This window comes from Mucilaginibacter sp. L3T2-6, assembly GCF_030519355.1.
In the GTDB taxonomy this organism is placed as follows: domain Bacteria; phylum Bacteroidota; class Bacteroidia; order Sphingobacteriales; family Sphingobacteriaceae; genus Mucilaginibacter.
In genome coordinates this window covers 91,533-105,822 of sequence record NZ_JAUMKC010000010.1, presented here as the reverse complement: position 1 = coordinate 105,822, position 14,290 = coordinate 91,533, and the positions used below count along the sequence as shown (strand labels likewise).

The following is a 14,290-nucleotide window of genomic DNA, read 5'->3' as shown; positions in this document are numbered from 1 at the left end:
ATGGAGGAAGAGGTAATTTTAGTAGATGAAAATGACAACGAATTGGGCAGAATGGAAAAAATGCAAGCTCATAAAGTTGGCGCGCTGCATCGCGCAGTCTCCGTATTTATTTTTAATGGCGGCGGGCAGCTACTGCTTCAAAAACGGGCTGCTGAAAAATATCATTCCCCCGGAAAATGGAGCAACACCTGTTGTACGCATCCACGGCCCGGTGAGGCAAGTATTGATGCTGCACGCCGCAGACTGAACGAAGAGATGGGTATGGATTGCGGGCTAACTGCCTGGGGTACCCTATTGTATTGTTCAGCGTTTGACAATGGACTTATAGAGCACGAAAATGACCACATATTTATCGGCGTGACCAATTCTGTTCCGGTAGTCAATCCGGCAGAAGTTGAAGACTACCAATACGTGGAATTAAGAACATTGCAACAAAGTATTCAGCAACACCCGGATCGCTATACACCTTGGCTAAGTCTATGTCTGGATAAAATCGATCTTAAGAAAAAGGAAAATGAAAATCCTGCTTAATATATTAATTACTATAGTGTCATTCGGTTTGATGGAGGCCGTAGCATGGCTTGCACATAGATATTTGATGCATGGTTTTTTGTGGCGGCTTCATAAAGATCACCACCACAAGGAACAGTACGGGTTTCTTGAGCACAACGATTTCTTTTTTTTGATTTTTGCGACGCCCGGCATAGCTTGCCTTGCTATCGGAATTTACACGCCGGCAACTTATGCTTTGTTTATCGGACTGGGTATTACGCTCTACGGACTATGTTATTTCCTGGTACATGATATTTTTATTCATCAGCGAATAAAGTTATTCAGAAACAGCAATAACGCATACCTGTTGGGCATACGCAGGGCGCACAAAGTTCACCATAAGCATTTAGGAAAAGAAGACGGGGAGTGCTTTGGTATGCTGTGGGTGCCGCTCAAGTTTTTTAAAGAACAAAAGAGCAAAAACGCATGACCAGGCAAACTTACTTATTGATCGATCTGTTAAGCGTCCTTGTCCCGGTTATAGCTTCCTTCCATCCCTCAAGCCGGCTATACAGGCGATGGTATGCGTTACTCCCGGCAATCGGTGTCACTACGGTCGCTTACTGCGTTTGGGATGCATGGTTTACACACAAAGGTGTATGGGGATTTAACCGTGACTATTTGTTAGGAATCTATATATGGAACTTGCCGGTTGAAGAGGTACTTTTTTTTGTTTGCATACCTTATGCCTGCGTATTTACTTTCGATAGTGCATCAAAGCTGTTCCCGATAGAACGAGCTACAAGCCGGCTGAAATTTTTTAATTATTTCCTTGTAGCAGCTTTAGGTGCCCTTGTCATCATTTACTACCCGAATTATTATTCAGTCACTGCTTTTACCGTTCCCGCAGTAATCATTTTAATGGCTACTATCAAAGAAGTACAGTGGATGAGGCGTTTTTACCTGGTATATGGCATCTTAATGATCCCGTTTATGATCGTTAATGGATTACTGACCGGTACGGGTTTAGGGGCGCCGATAGTTTGGTATAATCCCGGCGAGATCATAGGCCTGCGTATACTAACTATACCTATTGAAGATGTATTTTATGGAATGGGCCTGATACTGATTAACGTGTGGATATACCAGGGAACACTCCATAAAAATAATCAGCCGGCAACTACACTGCAAAAAAAATAAGATTGATACTCACATGAGCGACACGTTAATAAACACAAAAAAATTATCCGCAGATGAGCTGCTGGACTGCATTGAAAAACAAATGATAGAATCTGCTAATACTCCGCTAAGACCGGATGCCTTTGATATGGATGATGATACGAAAATTGAACATATCGCGCATCATTTCAGGTCAATTATGGAGACGATGGGGTTAGACCTGGCTGATGACAGTTTAAAGGATACGCCAAAGCGGGTAGCCAAAATGTACATTAAAGAAATCTTCAGCGGATTGAACCCCGCCAATAAGCCTGAGGTAACCCTGTTCGAAAACAAATACAGCTATAACCAAATGCTGATGGAGCGAAACATAAGTGTAAAAAGTCATTGCGAACATCATTTTGTGCCAATTACAGGCCGGGCACATGTAGCATATTTCAGCAACGGTAAAGTAATTGGGTTATCCAAATTAAACAGGTTGGTTCAATACTGCGCGCAACGCCCGCAGGTGCAGGAGCGTTTGACGATACAAATTGCGGCAGAACTATCTGAAGCGTTAGGCACAGACGACATTGCTGTTATGGTAGATGCCTTTCATCACTGCGTTTCGTCGCGCGGAGTGGCTGATCCTTTCAGTACTACGGTCACAACAGAATTTCGCGGTAAATTTTTACAGCCAGATATCAGGGCTGAATTTTTAAAAATGGTTGAGTTATGAGCGTCGCAGGGAAAAACTTTGTAATTGTTGGCGGAAGCAGCGGTATTGGTCTGGCTATCGTTAAACGGCTCATAGATTCCGGAGCTACAGTTTACTGTTTATCCAGATCTGCATCACCGGAATGGCCGGCATCCGTGCATTATCAAACATACGATGTTTTAACAAATGATGAAGCAGACCTCGAGGGCTTTCTCCCCGATACACTTTCAGGAATAGTTTATGCTGTAGGCAGCATAGACCTCAGACCATTCCAGAGATTTACAATTGAAGACTTTAAACTTGACCATCATCTCAATGTTATCGGCGCAATAGCTGCAATTCAAAAGGTATTGCCAGCGCTAAAAGCCGCGGGCGAAGGCTCGATCGTACTGATTAGTTCCGTTGCCGCAAAGGTCGGTATGAACTTTCATTCCAGTGTATCAGCTGCCAAAGGCGCAATTAACGGCCTGACCCTAGCGCTGGCAGCTGAATTTGCGCCTTTAAAGATACGGGTAAATGCTGTTGCGCCTTCTTTAACAGATACGCCATTGGCATCACGGCTACTGAGTGACGAAAAAAAGAGAGAAAGCGCTGCGCAGCGCCACCCGATAAAAAGAGTAGGATCGGTTGATGATCAGGCGGCAGCGATTTGCTTTTTGTTAGGGTCAGACAGCTCGTGGATCACGGGACAGATCATAGGGGTGGATGGCGGCTTAGGAACGTTATTGAAATCTTGATGTATGGAAGAGTCGGCAGATGTAGTTATTATTGGAGCAGGGATTAGCGGGCTGACTGCCGCAAATGTCCTTAAAGCCAGCGGCAGATCTGTAATTGTTCTGGAGGCAGGCGATGACGTGGGTGGGCGCGTCAGAACCGATTACATTAATGGCTATCAACTGGACAGGGGGTTTCAGGTTTTACTTACTGCCTATCCTGAAGCGAAAAAACTGCTCGATTACAAAGCACTCGACCTGAAATATTTTGATCCGGGTGCAGTGATACTTAAAGAAGGCGGAATGACCACCGTAAGCGACCCCTTCAGAAAGCCCGCTCAATTATGGAATACCTTAACCTCTTCAGCCGGCACTTTTGCCGACAAAGTCAGAATGTTGACGTTGCGGCAAGGGCTTAAATCCCGTACAATAACAGATATATTCTCAGGTCAGTCAATTCCTACATTAAACTACCTTGAAGACTATGGGTTTTCACCGGCAATGATCAGGAATTTTTTTAAACCTTTTTTTGCCGGGGTATTTTTAGAAGACGAGCTTGCCACCTCTAGCATCATGTTCGAGTTCCTCTATAAAATGTTTAGCGAAGGCGGAACAGCAGTACCGGCTAAAGGGATGGCAATGATTCCCAAGCAACTGGCACAACCTTTAACAGCCAATATCAGACTGAATGAAGAGGCCGTGTTTTTGGAAGAGAGAACGGTGAGATCCGCAAAAGGCAATTCATATTTCTGTGATCATATTCTGGTGGCGACCGAGGCTTCCAAACTTCCTTATCCGTTAGTTAGGGATTTCGATTCAAAATCAGCCCATACCGTTTATTTCAGCGCTGAAAAGGCCCCACTCAACATACCTATGATCGCCCTCGACACAAAACCGGAACATATCGTTAATAACATTGCCATTATGAACAACGTTGCTCCGGATTATACTTCAGTTGGCGATGCGTTAATTGCAGTTTCAGTATTCGCCGGTAATGGCGATGTAAATACCATTGCTGAAAAGATTAAAGATGAGTTAAGCTACTGGTTCACCGATGCGGCTAATTGGAAACTTGTTAAAGCATATCATATTCCCTATGCCTTACCAGCTAAGGATAAACCGATCGACAGTAATACTTTATGGGCTTTTAAGGTCTCGGATAATTTATTCCGATGCGGAGACTATATACTGAACGGCTCCATCAACGGAGCTATGAAATCCGGGCGTCTGGCCGCGGAAGCGATACTTTCTGTTTAAAATATTTATTTCATGGAAAACCAGCAAATTGCATTAGTAACAGGCGTAAGCCGGAAGATGGGACTTGGATATGAAACCGCAAAACAACTGGCGGAAGCCGGCTATCGTGTGATTATTTCTGCGCGCGACGTCGATCAGCTATCTGACTTGTCAAATCAGTTGCGTAAGGAAGGGCACAATACATCTGCTCTTACTATTGATATCCTGAGCGATGAAAGCGTTAATTATGCTGCCAAAGAGGTTGCTGAAAAATGGCACCGGCTGGATGTGCTGATCAACAACGCAGGCGGATTTTACGATCAGGGCGGTTTACCAATGGAGCAATCTTTTGACTTTGTGCATAAAGCCTTTGAAACTAATCTGTTTGGGGCCTGGCGAATGATTAAAGCCTTTGTGCCTTTGTTGGAAAAAAGTGATAATGGAAGGATTGTAAATGTGTCCAGCGGCGCTGGCGCCTTCAGTGATATCGCCTTCGGCCTCATTGCTAAAGGTGATACCACGGCTTACGGATTAAGCAAATTAGCGCTGAATGGTTTAACGGTCAAGCTCGCCGCCGAACTTAAATCGAAGGGTATCAAAGTGAATGCGGTTTGCCCGGGTTTTACCGCAACATATCCGGGAACAGCGGAATGGGGTGCGCGACCGGTCGAAGAGGGTGCCAAAAGTGTAGTATGGGCTGCAACCTTGCCGAAAGAAGGTCCAACGGGCGGCTTTTATCGTGACGGAAAAAAACTTCCATGGTAGCTGGTTCTGATGTTGCAAGACCATTGATTTTGTCTCTTTGGATGGATGATATCGCGAAGCAATATTTTAATTACTTACGCCAAAAATATTTCCCCCCGGAGCGGAATTACCTGCAGGCGCATTTAACACTATTTCATGCGCTTGAGAATGAACAGGAAACATTGTCAGTTATCGAGCTTCTTACAGCACGTCAAATACAGTTCTGCTTATTGGCCGAACGTGTAGTTTCCATCGGGAACGGGACTGCAATCAAAGTTTTAAGCGAGGAATTGAACAAATTTCATTATGCGCTTCAGAAATCATTTACCACTGAACTTACCGCACAGGACAAACAAAAACTCTGGCCCCATGTCACTATTCAAAATAAAGTTGATGCCCTAACTGCGCAAAAAGTATTTGCGGGTTTGAATTCAAATTTTACACCCTTTCAATTTGATGCATTCGGGGTAGAACTGTATCGTTATTGCGGCGGGCCATGGGAGCTAATAAAAAGGATTAAATTTGGTGAACAATGAATGGAATTTGAAATGCGGTTTATGGCTCTGTAAGTAATAACAAGCCGATACAAACCACTCAGTAGGACTATCGCTGCTTGCGGCAACGATCGCTGCAATATTTTACATCTTCCCAAACCTTCTCCCATTTTTTTCGCCAGGCAAAGGGTTTGCCACAAACGGCACAGTTTTTAACGGGTAGATGTTGTTTCTTGATTTGATTGGGCATTGACAGATAAAACGCTAAACAAAATTAAACATTTCATATATGGCGATGGAAAGAAAAAATAAAGCATTAATTGGATTAGCCGCCGTCGCTGCGGCAGCAATTGCAGTAAATTTAGCCTCGTGTGTAACTATCCCCAAGGGAGCTAAAGCGGTACAACCTTTTGATAAACAGAGATACCTCGGAACCTGGTACGAAATTGCAAGGATGGATTTTAAATTCGAACGCGGACTTCAAAACGTAACCGCTACCTATTCTTTAATAGATGAAAATACGATACGTGTAGACAATAAAGGATATAGTATCAAAGATCAAAAATGGAAAGAAAGCATTGGTAAAGCAAAGCTGGCGGGGCAACCGTCGGAAGGGCGTTTAAAAGTATCGTTCTTCGGCCCGTTTTACGCAGGCTATAATGTGATTGCTATCGACCCCGAATATAGATATGCGCTGGTTGCCGGTAATAACCTGGACTATCTTTGGTTACTTTCACGCGATAAAACAATGCCGCAGCAGGTAAAGGATAACTATCTCGGCATAGCGCGGTCGTTAGGATACCAAACGGAGAAACTGGTTTGGACCAATCAGGGTAATTGAGCGCTAATTAATTAAGATTATAAAGCTTACATGAGCACCACTCTCCGTTTAATCCTGGGCGACCAACTGAACCTCCGGCATAGCTGGTTAAAAAAAATTGAGGACGATATTGTATATGTCCTGATGGAGGTCGGTCAGGAACAGGAATACGTTAAGCATCACATCCAGAAGATTCTCGGATTTTTTGCCGCGATGCGCAACTTTGCTCATCAGCTGGAAAAGAAAGGACACCGCGTGATTTATATTAAGCTGGACGACAAAAAAAATCAGCATAGCTTTACATCAAACCTTGATTTCCTCATCAAAGCAATCAGTATTACGCATTTTGAATACCAGCTACCTGATGAATACAGGCTGGATCAGCAACTCCGCGAGTATTGCCAAAATCTCACAATAAGTCATGGTGTAGCAGATACCGAGCATTTTTTAACGCAAAGAAATACACTCGCGGAACACTTTGGCGACCGTAAAAGTTACTTAATGGAAAACTTTTACCGGTATATGCGAAAACGCTTCTCTATTCTGATGGTGGCCGGCAAACCGGTTGGCGGCCAATGGAACTTTGACGCCGATAACCGCAATAAATATGATGGCAAGTCGCCCATTCCACATCGCCTGAATTTTGATCATGACCTAACCAGCATAAAAAAGATGGTAGATGATATGAACGTTAAGTATTTTGGAGAGGTCGATGCTGCGCACTTTCCGTGGCCGTTAGCTGAAAAAGAGGCGCTGAAATTACTATCGTATTTCTGCGAGCATCTGCTGCCGGATTTCGGTACTTACGAGGACGCCATGCTACAGGATCAGATCAGTTTATTTCATTCCCGTCTGTCATTTGCTTTGAATACTAAGATGATTACTCCCATGCAGGTGATTCAACAAGTGATCGCCGCCTGGGAAGCTCATAAAGAACGGATTTCATTGCAACAGGTAGAAGGCTTCGTCCGGCAGGTGATTGGCTGGCGCGAGTTTATGCGCGGCGTTTACTGGGCAAAAATGCCGGGATTCGGTGAGCTCAATTTCTTTAATAACGGGCGTAAACTCCCTGAATGGTTCTGGACAGCCGAAACAAAAATGAATTGTCTTGCTAAATGCATCGGGCAGTCGTTAGAACATGCCTGGGCACACCACATCCAACGCCTCATGGTTATCGGGAACTTCGCTTTGCTAATGGGTAGTGATCCTGATGAGGTGGACGCCTGGTATCTGGGGGTTTATATTGACGCTATTCAATGGGTGGAAATAACCAACACACGTGGGATGAGCCAGTTTGCCGATGGCGGGATAATTGCGTCAAAACCCTACATTTCTTCTGCAGCTTATATTAACCGGATGAGTGACTATTGTAAACACTGCCATTACGACTTCAAAAAGAAACATGGCGAGCGTGCTTGTCCATACAATAGCTTATACTGGCATTTTATCGATATTCATAGAGACCGCTTCTATAAAAATCCGCGCATGTCAATGGTCTACAAAAATCTCGATAGAATGGACAAAGACGAACTGGAAAAAACCTTAAATCAGGCCCGGAAATATTTGGACAATCCCGACTCTCTTTAAATATCAATGTTGTTTGCGAGGGGTAAACAGGATTATTTACCGATACAAAACTTACTGAAAATATTTTCCAGTAAATCATCCGTTGTAACTGCTCCCGTGATCTCACCCAGGTAATGCAGCGCTTGTTTAATGTCCATCGCCAGGAAATCGGAAGTAACATCGTCCATACCGGTAAGTACCCGACTGAGGGCCTCTTCAGTTTTTTGTAATGCCTCCAGATGGCGGATGTTGGTCACCAGCGTCTCGTCACCGCTGAGCTGGCTTTTAATTGCGGCCCCGTATATCTTGTTTTTCAGCTCGTCAATATGGAGTTTTTCTTTGGCAGATATGGATATGATGTCTGAAAATCCGTAGGCCGGGAAATCGATAACTGTAGGCGCGCCGTTCAGCAAGTCAATTTTATTAGCAACCAACAGCATATTAATGCCAGGGTTATGCAAGCGTTCAATATCCTGGTCAAGCTCTGCTTCTGTAATGGCTGACGCATCGTAAACGTAAATCAATAAGGCTGACTGGCTGATTTTTTCCATGGTGCGCTGCACGCCTATTTGTTCAATGGTGTCAGTAGCCTCACGAATACCGGCAGTATCTATCAACCTGAAATTGATCCCGTTGATATTCAGCACCTCTTCAATAGTATCCCGCGTAGTGCCCGGGATATGGCTTACAATTGCCCGCTCCTCGTTTAAAAGCGCGTTTAACAAGGTAGATTTACCGGCGTTTGGCCGGCCGGCTATAACTGTGTTTACACCTTGTTTGATGGCGTTACCCAACTCGAAAGACCGGATTAAACCGCCAATAACACCATTTATTTCAAGTATCAGCTTTCTAAGCTGGTTGCGGTTGGCAAATTCAACATCTTCTTCAGAGAAGTCAAGTTCTAACTCGATCAGCGATGCAAATTGCACCAATTGTTCGCGCAACTGTTGCAGCTGGCTGCTGAAACCGCCGCGCAATTGATTTAACGCCACTTGCTGCGACGCCTTAGAGTTAGAAGCAATTAAATCAGCCACGGCTTCGGCCTGCGAAAGATCAAGCTGGCCGTTTAAAAATGCACGCAACGTAAACTCCCCGGCCCTGGCTGAACGGGCGCCTTTTTTTATCAGTAATTTTATAATAGACTCAATGACGTACTGCGAACCATGACAGGATATCTCCACCACATTCTCCCTGGTGTACGAGCGGGGAGCGATAAATAAGGAAACCAGCACTTCATCCAAAACCGTCTCATCATCTGCTATGCTGCCGAAATGTATAGTATGCGACTCCTGTTTGGTTAAATCCTTCCCCCTGAAAACGCTGTTTGCTATCGTTATCGCATCCGGCCCCGAAAGGCGGATCACAGCTATTGCTCCGGTACCGGCGGCTGTGGCAAGAGCTACTATCGTTTGGTCGTTAGTCATTCTTTAATTGTCTGAACCTGAAATCAAGAGGAGATAAAGAACTGAAAATACAATTCAACGTTCTATAAAACCCGGTTAAGTACACAAAGTTCGGCATTTAAGTGCAGCTTTTTGTTGGCCATATGCCATAAATGCCTTTATCAAATAAATTGTAATTTTACCTTAGGGCGAAAACTATCCCCTACATCTTTGTGTTCGATTACCTTCCAGGCAATGTCGTGCTTAAATATATGTTTGGATGGTATTATGTGTATTGGGGTAAGAAACTGATGATCGTATTATCCAAAGTCGCAAAACGGCCGGAGTGGAACGGAATATGGATTGCCACCGAAATAGCGTACCATGAATCTCTTCTAAGGGAACTGCCTGAATTGCAACCATTCTTGTTAGAGGGCGCCGATAAGCTAAGTAACTGGCTGTTGCTGCCCGACGGCGCAGATGATTTTGAAACATCTGCTGTCAAAATTTGTGAATTGATTTCGCATTGTGATGCAAGGATTGGGCGAATTACGAAGAAGAGCCCTGCTAAAGTTTAACTTATCACAATATTCCATACTTTCGCCTCACTATGGTGACCTTTTTTGAAGCTTCGCTCGATAAAATTTCCGTGCATCATGTCGGCAACCCGGCTATTGATGAAATGTATTCGCTGTCTGATAAGCCGCTTGAGGTGAAGGATGAAGTTATTCCTAACCTGCTGATGCAGTATTTTCTGAAACCATTTGAGAAAGCTAACGAGGTCTATCATCTCACCCATAGCAGCGGCGATTTAAATTTGAACGAAATTCATCATTTTGTTACCCGGGTTTTTGAGCAGCCGGAAAAGTTTCACGAAGCATCGGAGCTCATTGCCAAATATCTTTTCAAAGTAACAACACATCCCAACATCAAAGGAGGTGAGGTATATGTGGCCTATTTCAACAAGGTACAGATTGAAGGCAGTCTGCTGGATTGTATGGGGGTCTTTAAGTCAGAAAACAAGGAGACTTATCTGAAGGTGTATCCCGACAAGGGCGGCTTCCAGGTTGATTACGAGGAAAATGCCATCAATATCAACAAGCTGGACAAAGGCGCCCTGATATTCAACACCCAAAAAGAAGACGGTTATAAAGTGGTCGTTATCGACAAGAATAACAATGGCCAGGATGCCGCTGTTTACTGGAAAGATGATTTCCTCCAGTTAAAAGTCCGCAACGACAGCTTTAATCAAACCACCAATACGCTTGGTATCTACAAGAATTTTGTCACGCAAAAACTGGACGAAGAATTTGAAATGAGCAAAGCTGATAAAATCGACCTGCTGAACCGGTCTATGAAGTATTTTAAGGAAAAGGAAACTTTTGACATGGATGAATTTGCCGGCGAGGTAATTGGAAACCCTGAAGCCATACAATCATTTAAAACATTTAAAAACCAGTATGAGCAGGAATTCGATACGCCTATTGCCGACACCTTTGAGATCTCGGAGAATGCAGTTAAGAAACAATCCCGCGTCTATAAAAGCGTTTTGAAACTGGACAAGAACTTTCATATTTACATACACGGCAATAAAGACCTTATTGAGCGCGGTTTTGATGATGGTAAAGCGATGAATTATTACAAGGTGTTTTTTAAGGAAGAGCAGTAGCGTTCCGTTTTCGTGCATGGAACACATGTTGAATTTGTGTAAATAACTGATTGTCAGCAATATATGATTTTTATGTTTTTTAATGTGCTGATAGTCAGATTTTTAATTCAGGGTTTACATGTCGGGTTTACACCGTAACCCCTGCCATCCTGAAAAAGTTTACACTTTTGATGAATAATCCTGAACTGAATTTAATCCATATCAATAATCTGATAATCAATACTTTATTATAATAGCAAAACCACCGCCTAAGGCGGTAGGTTAGGTGTGAAGGCTACGCCAGAAACCGCTATCTTAGTAATTGTGACGAAATACAGAAAATTATCTCATAGCTTTTACTATTGTGTTTACCATGTAGTGTGGACGCCGAAATATCGCTTCAGGGTATTGACAGATGTAGTAGCAGATACGTTAGAAAATAAAATACGGGCCATATGTGGATGGAAAGAAGTGGAGATATTGGAGATGAATATTCAACCCGATCATGTGCATCTGGTTTGTAGCATCCCACCAAAAATGAGTGTGAGCGATTTTATGGGGATATTAAAAGGAAAGACAGCACTAATGATGTTCAGCAACTACCCGAGTTTACGCAAGAAGCCCTATTGGGGGAATCATTTTTGGAGCCGGGGCTATTTCGTTAGTACGGTAGGAGTAGATGAAGAGCGAATAAAGAATTATGTAAAATATCAGGAAACAGAAGAACGGAAAGAAGACGGAACAACTGACCTGAAATTGTTTTAACGAACACCCCCTTCAGGGGTTAGGATAAAGCCCCCACCTTTGGTGGGGGTTATTTACTTGTAAATAAGCTTACAGAATCGAATACCTTTTCTGTACTGCGTTCTGGTTCCGCATAACAAAGTCTCAATCTTCATCTACCAAATACCACGCAGTTGGATTGTCTGTGGATAACACTGGGCGGCATGATCAAAAGATTGAATAATTCCCCGATACCGGCTGTAATATTTTAAGTAATCCGCAGTCATATATGTGCGACGGGCGATTTAAACTAAAACAGTAAACACCTTACAACACGGTTAACCAATTTCATATCTTTATGCCAAACACCAGGCGGCGTTTATTTTTGCAGTTAGGCGCTTATTTTCTCCTAACATTTCTCATCGCCTGGGGCGCCTGGTTCCCGGCGTTTTTACACCCTGATTCATTTAAATTGCTATCGTTTGGCGGCCTGTTCGCCCCGGCATTGTCGGCAATTGTTATCGTATCAGTAGCTAATGGCAAACAAGGAGTTAAAAAACTTCTTGAACGCTATCGGATACTTCGCTTTCACACGGGCTGGTATTTTTTCGCAGTATTGTTTGTTCCTTTGCTATTTATTATTGCCTTGTTGCTTAGCAGCGCGTTCTTCAATACAGAATTTAAGAATTTAATGCTCGCAGGGTCGCCCGCCGTTGTGCTGATTTCATTTTCCTGGCTCATGTTTATCAATTCAGGTGAAGAGGTCGGCTGGCGCGGATTCGCGCTGCCCAGGCTGCAGAGACTGTTGAAAAAGCCTGTGTACGCCTCGCTGGTATTAGGCATTTTCTGGAGCGCCTGGCACCTGCCGATTTATCTTGTACCCGGTCAGTCTTCCATTCCGTTGCCACTGTTTTTCTTGTTTACAATAGGTTTGTCATTCATTTATACAGTGCTTTTCAATAAAACATCCGGAAGTCTGGTCTCCGTGGTCTTGCTGCATGCGGGCACCGACATAATGCCGCGTATTTTAAACATCACGCTTTTCTCCGATCGTACGTGGCTGATTTTTGGCATACTGATATGGATTAGCGCAATAGTTCTTTTTGTTATTTTCAAAAACAAAAGCATGGTTGTTGAGGAATAACTAGAGGCAGGGCGCAGCAATAATTGACCTGATTTCATTTTTTTCATAAGTTATAACTTGATTTTGTTAATTAAGGTTGTATATTTAAGCCGTTAAACAATTAACCTTAAACCTTATGCGCAAAACCAATGTTATTATCTTGGGCGCTGTAATAATGGCTTTTTTTGTAAGCTTTTATGCATGCCATAATCCAACCGGTCAAACATCACCCAAAGAAGCAGCTGATTCTTTAAAAACGTCTGAAACTGCCCTTCGCGATTCGTTGCCTTACAATGTAAGTATTGCTAAAACCGACACCGTTCTGGATACACAGATCAGGCGTGAATTCGATAAGTTTTCCTGGCAGTCTTTTATCGCGTTGAACTGGCCGGCCGACAGTACGGAGAAGATTGGTGAGCATGGTGACAACAACACCGTATGGGAAACCTGGAAGGAAAATTACCAGGTATTTTTACCCGATGGCAGTAAGCCTGAACCATGGGATACCGCGAAACAGGGGCGGCAGAAACTTTTAGTTCAGGTTGGCAAAACGCCCACTGTCCTTACGGATGTTACGCAGCCGTTTCTTACCGGACCGCTGATCGATCAGAACGGGCAGTATACGCGCTTTCAGATTGTAATGAACAAGGAAATGTTTGATTACATTGATACCAATACCTTGTACAACTACCAGGGGCAGCTGAATTTTAAGAAAACTATCGATTTTCCGGGGGGCGATAACCCGACCAAAACATATGGCGCTATTATGGTTAAGGCTTCATGGAAGATAATGGGTAAAGGCGACGACCCTGCGCGTTTTCATACTGCAAAAGCCACTATTCATGTACCGGCAATCCCCGATCGTCATATTAAAGACACCACATTCCAGGCTGTGGTTGGCTTAGTGGGTCTACACATCGGCACCAAGAGTAAAACTAATCCGCAGTGGATATGGTCGACATTTGAACAAGTTGATAACTGTCCTACATTTGGTGAACCCGATAACGGCCATTACAATTTTTATGATAAATCAGCCACCGGACGAAAGATTAATAACAAACCAGACGAGCCCTGGGATCCAAACAGACCCGGACAAACCCCAAGTCAGATTGTCCGCCTGACGCCGGTTTTCTCCGGTACCAGGGCGCTGACGGATTCCATACACAAGCTTTTTACAGCCGTTAACCCTAAAAGCGTTTGGCAGTATTATGAACTGGTAGGTACGCAATGGCCCGTTCATGCGAATCAATTACCCGCAGGCGATCCTTTCCCTGTGTTTATGGCGAATGCTACACTGGAATCTTATATACAGGGAACGGTGAAAGCTGGCAAGGTAGTTTATACCCAGGGGGTCACCTCCAGCTGCATAGGATGCCACAATGGCGCTACCACCCTCGGTGGGCGTACCTCCGATTTTACTTACCTGCTGCGGACTGCTGCCGCTGTTAAACCAACTAAAAAATAAACGCCTAA

The 14,290-nt window shown here is 43.8% G+C and carries 17 protein-coding genes; 15 read left to right on the top strand and 2 right to left on the bottom strand.

The window, feature by feature from the left end; genetic code table 11:
• From idi to Q3W13_RS12915, 8 genes are read left to right on the top strand one after another with little or no spacing between them, the layout of a single operon-like run.
• Positions 1-531 (top strand): isopentenyl-diphosphate Delta-isomerase, encoded by a 531-nt coding sequence (gene idi, locus Q3W13_RS12950; RefSeq protein WP_302864462.1) that lies wholly within the window; start codon positions 1-3, stop codon positions 529-531.
• Positions 515-982 carry a sterol desaturase family protein gene (locus Q3W13_RS12945; RefSeq protein WP_302864461.1) on the top strand — a complete coding sequence of 156 codons (468 nt, stop codon included), beginning with the start codon at positions 515-517 and terminating at the stop codon, positions 980-982. The genes idi and Q3W13_RS12945 overlap by 17 nt, the downstream gene beginning before the upstream one ends.
• Positions 979-1,692, top strand: a complete 714-nt coding sequence (locus Q3W13_RS12940) for a lycopene cyclase domain-containing protein (RefSeq protein WP_302864459.1) — start codon at positions 979-981, stop codon at positions 1,690-1,692. The genes Q3W13_RS12945 and Q3W13_RS12940 overlap by 4 nt, the downstream gene beginning before the upstream one ends.
• Positions 1,693-1,705: 13 nt before the next feature.
• The gene (gene folE, locus Q3W13_RS12935) at positions 1,706-2,389 is read left to right on the top strand and encodes a GTP cyclohydrolase I FolE (RefSeq protein WP_302864457.1); all 684 of its coding nucleotides are present in this window, start codon (positions 1,706-1,708) and stop codon (positions 2,387-2,389) included.
• Positions 2,386-3,105: an SDR family NAD(P)-dependent oxidoreductase gene (locus Q3W13_RS12930; RefSeq protein WP_302864456.1), complete on the top strand. Its 720-nt coding sequence runs from the start codon at positions 2,386-2,388 to the stop codon at positions 3,103-3,105. The genes folE and Q3W13_RS12930 overlap by 4 nt, the downstream gene beginning before the upstream one ends.
• Positions 3,106-3,108: 3 nt before the next feature.
• Entirely contained in the window at positions 3,109-4,338 is a 1,230-nt protein-coding gene (locus Q3W13_RS12925) for an NAD(P)/FAD-dependent oxidoreductase (protein ID WP_302864453.1), read from the top strand.
• Positions 4,339-4,350: 12 nt separating this feature from the next.
• Complete coding sequence (locus Q3W13_RS12920) at positions 4,351-5,082, top strand: SDR family NAD(P)-dependent oxidoreductase (protein WP_302864452.1); 732 nt, start codon at positions 4,351-4,353, stop codon at positions 5,080-5,082.
• Positions 5,076-5,597, top strand: a complete 522-nt coding sequence (locus Q3W13_RS12915) for a 2'-5' RNA ligase family protein (RefSeq protein ID WP_302864451.1) — start codon at positions 5,076-5,078, stop codon at positions 5,595-5,597. Before Q3W13_RS12920 ends, Q3W13_RS12915 begins: the two co-directional genes overlap by 7 nt.
• Positions 5,598-5,664: 67 nt before the next feature.
• Here the strand turns inward: Q3W13_RS12915 and Q3W13_RS12910 are convergent, their stop codons facing one another.
• On the bottom strand, positions 5,665-5,805 hold the full coding sequence (locus Q3W13_RS12910; protein WP_302864450.1) for a DUF2256 domain-containing protein: 141 nt from the start codon (positions 5,803-5,805) through the stop codon (positions 5,665-5,667).
• Positions 5,806-5,844: 39 nt separating this feature from the next.
• Between Q3W13_RS12910 and Q3W13_RS12905 the strand changes: the two genes are divergently transcribed.
• Together Q3W13_RS12905 and Q3W13_RS12900 are read left to right on the top strand one after the other, a co-directional pair.
• Complete coding sequence (locus Q3W13_RS12905) at positions 5,845-6,396, top strand: lipocalin family protein (RefSeq protein ID WP_302864449.1); 552 nt, start codon at positions 5,845-5,847, stop codon at positions 6,394-6,396.
• Positions 6,397-6,426: 30 nt separating this feature from the next.
• Positions 6,427-7,962, top strand: a complete 1,536-nt coding sequence (locus Q3W13_RS12900) for a cryptochrome/photolyase family protein (RefSeq protein ID WP_302864448.1) — start codon at positions 6,427-6,429, stop codon at positions 7,960-7,962.
• A gap of 32 nt (positions 7,963-7,994) precedes the next feature.
• Here Q3W13_RS12900 and mnmE read toward each other — a convergent pair whose 3' ends face one another.
• Positions 7,995-9,365, bottom strand: coding sequence for a tRNA uridine-5-carboxymethylaminomethyl(34) synthesis GTPase MnmE (gene mnmE, locus Q3W13_RS12895; protein ID WP_302864447.1), 1,371 nt, complete (start codon positions 9,363-9,365; stop codon positions 7,995-7,997).
• Positions 9,366-9,595: 230 nt separating this feature from the next.
• Between mnmE and Q3W13_RS12890 the strand changes: the two genes are divergently transcribed.
• The 5 genes from Q3W13_RS12890 (at position 9,596) to Q3W13_RS12870 (ending at position 14,282) form a co-directional block, all read left to right on the top strand.
• Positions 9,596-9,901 carry a hypothetical protein gene (locus tag Q3W13_RS12890; protein WP_302864446.1) on the top strand — a complete coding sequence of 102 codons (306 nt, stop codon included), beginning with the start codon at positions 9,596-9,598 and terminating at the stop codon, positions 9,899-9,901.
• Between the two features lie 32 nt (positions 9,902-9,933).
• Positions 9,934-10,992: a nucleoid-associated protein gene (locus Q3W13_RS12885; protein WP_302864443.1), complete on the top strand. Its 1,059-nt coding sequence runs from the start codon at positions 9,934-9,936 to the stop codon at positions 10,990-10,992.
• Between the two features lie 303 nt (positions 10,993-11,295).
• Entirely contained in the window at positions 11,296-11,736 is a 441-nt protein-coding gene (gene tnpA, locus Q3W13_RS12880; RefSeq protein ID WP_302864442.1) for an IS200/IS605 family transposase, read from the top strand.
• Positions 11,737-12,052: 316 nt separating this feature from the next.
• Positions 12,053-12,838 (top strand): CPBP family intramembrane glutamic endopeptidase, encoded by a 786-nt coding sequence (locus Q3W13_RS12875; RefSeq protein WP_302864441.1) that lies wholly within the window; start codon positions 12,053-12,055, stop codon positions 12,836-12,838.
• Between the two features lie 115 nt (positions 12,839-12,953).
• The gene (locus tag Q3W13_RS12870) at positions 12,954-14,282 is read left to right on the top strand and encodes a hypothetical protein (RefSeq protein WP_302864440.1); all 1,329 of its coding nucleotides are present in this window, start codon (positions 12,954-12,956) and stop codon (positions 14,280-14,282) included.
• The last annotated feature ends 8 nt before the right edge of the window (positions 14,283-14,290 follow it).

Bases quoted from the DNA above. Each gene is read 5' to 3' on its own strand.
- Q3W13_RS12875 (WP_302864441.1), top strand. From the start codon at position 12,053: ATGCCAAACACCAGGCGGCGTTTATTTTTGCAGTTAGGCGCTTATTTT.
- Q3W13_RS12900 (WP_302864448.1), top strand. From the start codon at position 6,427: ATGAGCACCACTCTCCGTTTAATCCTGGGCGACCAACTGAACCTCCGG.
- Q3W13_RS12945 (WP_302864461.1), top strand. From the start codon at position 515: ATGAAAATCCTGCTTAATATATTAATTACTATAGTGTCATTCGGTTTG.
- Q3W13_RS12940 (WP_302864459.1), top strand. From the start codon at position 979: ATGACCAGGCAAACTTACTTATTGATCGATCTGTTAAGCGTCCTTGTC.
- mnmE (WP_302864447.1), bottom strand. From the start codon at position 9,365: ATGACTAACGACCAAACGATAGTAGCTCTTGCCACAGCCGCCGGTACC.
- Q3W13_RS12885 (WP_302864443.1), top strand. From the start codon at position 9,934: ATGGTGACCTTTTTTGAAGCTTCGCTCGATAAAATTTCCGTGCATCAT.
- Q3W13_RS12890 (WP_302864446.1), top strand. From the start codon at position 9,596: ATGTTTGGATGGTATTATGTGTATTGGGGTAAGAAACTGATGATCGTA.
- Q3W13_RS12905 (WP_302864449.1), top strand. From the start codon at position 5,845: ATGGCGATGGAAAGAAAAAATAAAGCATTAATTGGATTAGCCGCCGTC.
- Q3W13_RS12930 (WP_302864456.1), top strand. From the start codon at position 2,386: ATGAGCGTCGCAGGGAAAAACTTTGTAATTGTTGGCGGAAGCAGCGGT.
- folE (WP_302864457.1), top strand. From the start codon at position 1,706: ATGAGCGACACGTTAATAAACACAAAAAAATTATCCGCAGATGAGCTG.
- Q3W13_RS12925 (WP_302864453.1), top strand. From the start codon at position 3,109: ATGGAAGAGTCGGCAGATGTAGTTATTATTGGAGCAGGGATTAGCGGG.
- Q3W13_RS12910 (WP_302864450.1), bottom strand. From the start codon at position 5,805: ATGCCCAATCAAATCAAGAAACAACATCTACCCGTTAAAAACTGTGCC.
- Q3W13_RS12920 (WP_302864452.1), top strand. From the start codon at position 4,351: ATGGAAAACCAGCAAATTGCATTAGTAACAGGCGTAAGCCGGAAGATG.
- idi (WP_302864462.1), top strand. From the start codon at position 1: ATGGAGGAAGAGGTAATTTTAGTAGATGAAAATGACAACGAATTGGGC.
- Q3W13_RS12870 (WP_302864440.1), top strand. From the start codon at position 12,954: ATGCGCAAAACCAATGTTATTATCTTGGGCGCTGTAATAATGGCTTTT.
- Q3W13_RS12915 (WP_302864451.1), top strand. From the start codon at position 5,076: ATGGTAGCTGGTTCTGATGTTGCAAGACCATTGATTTTGTCTCTTTGG.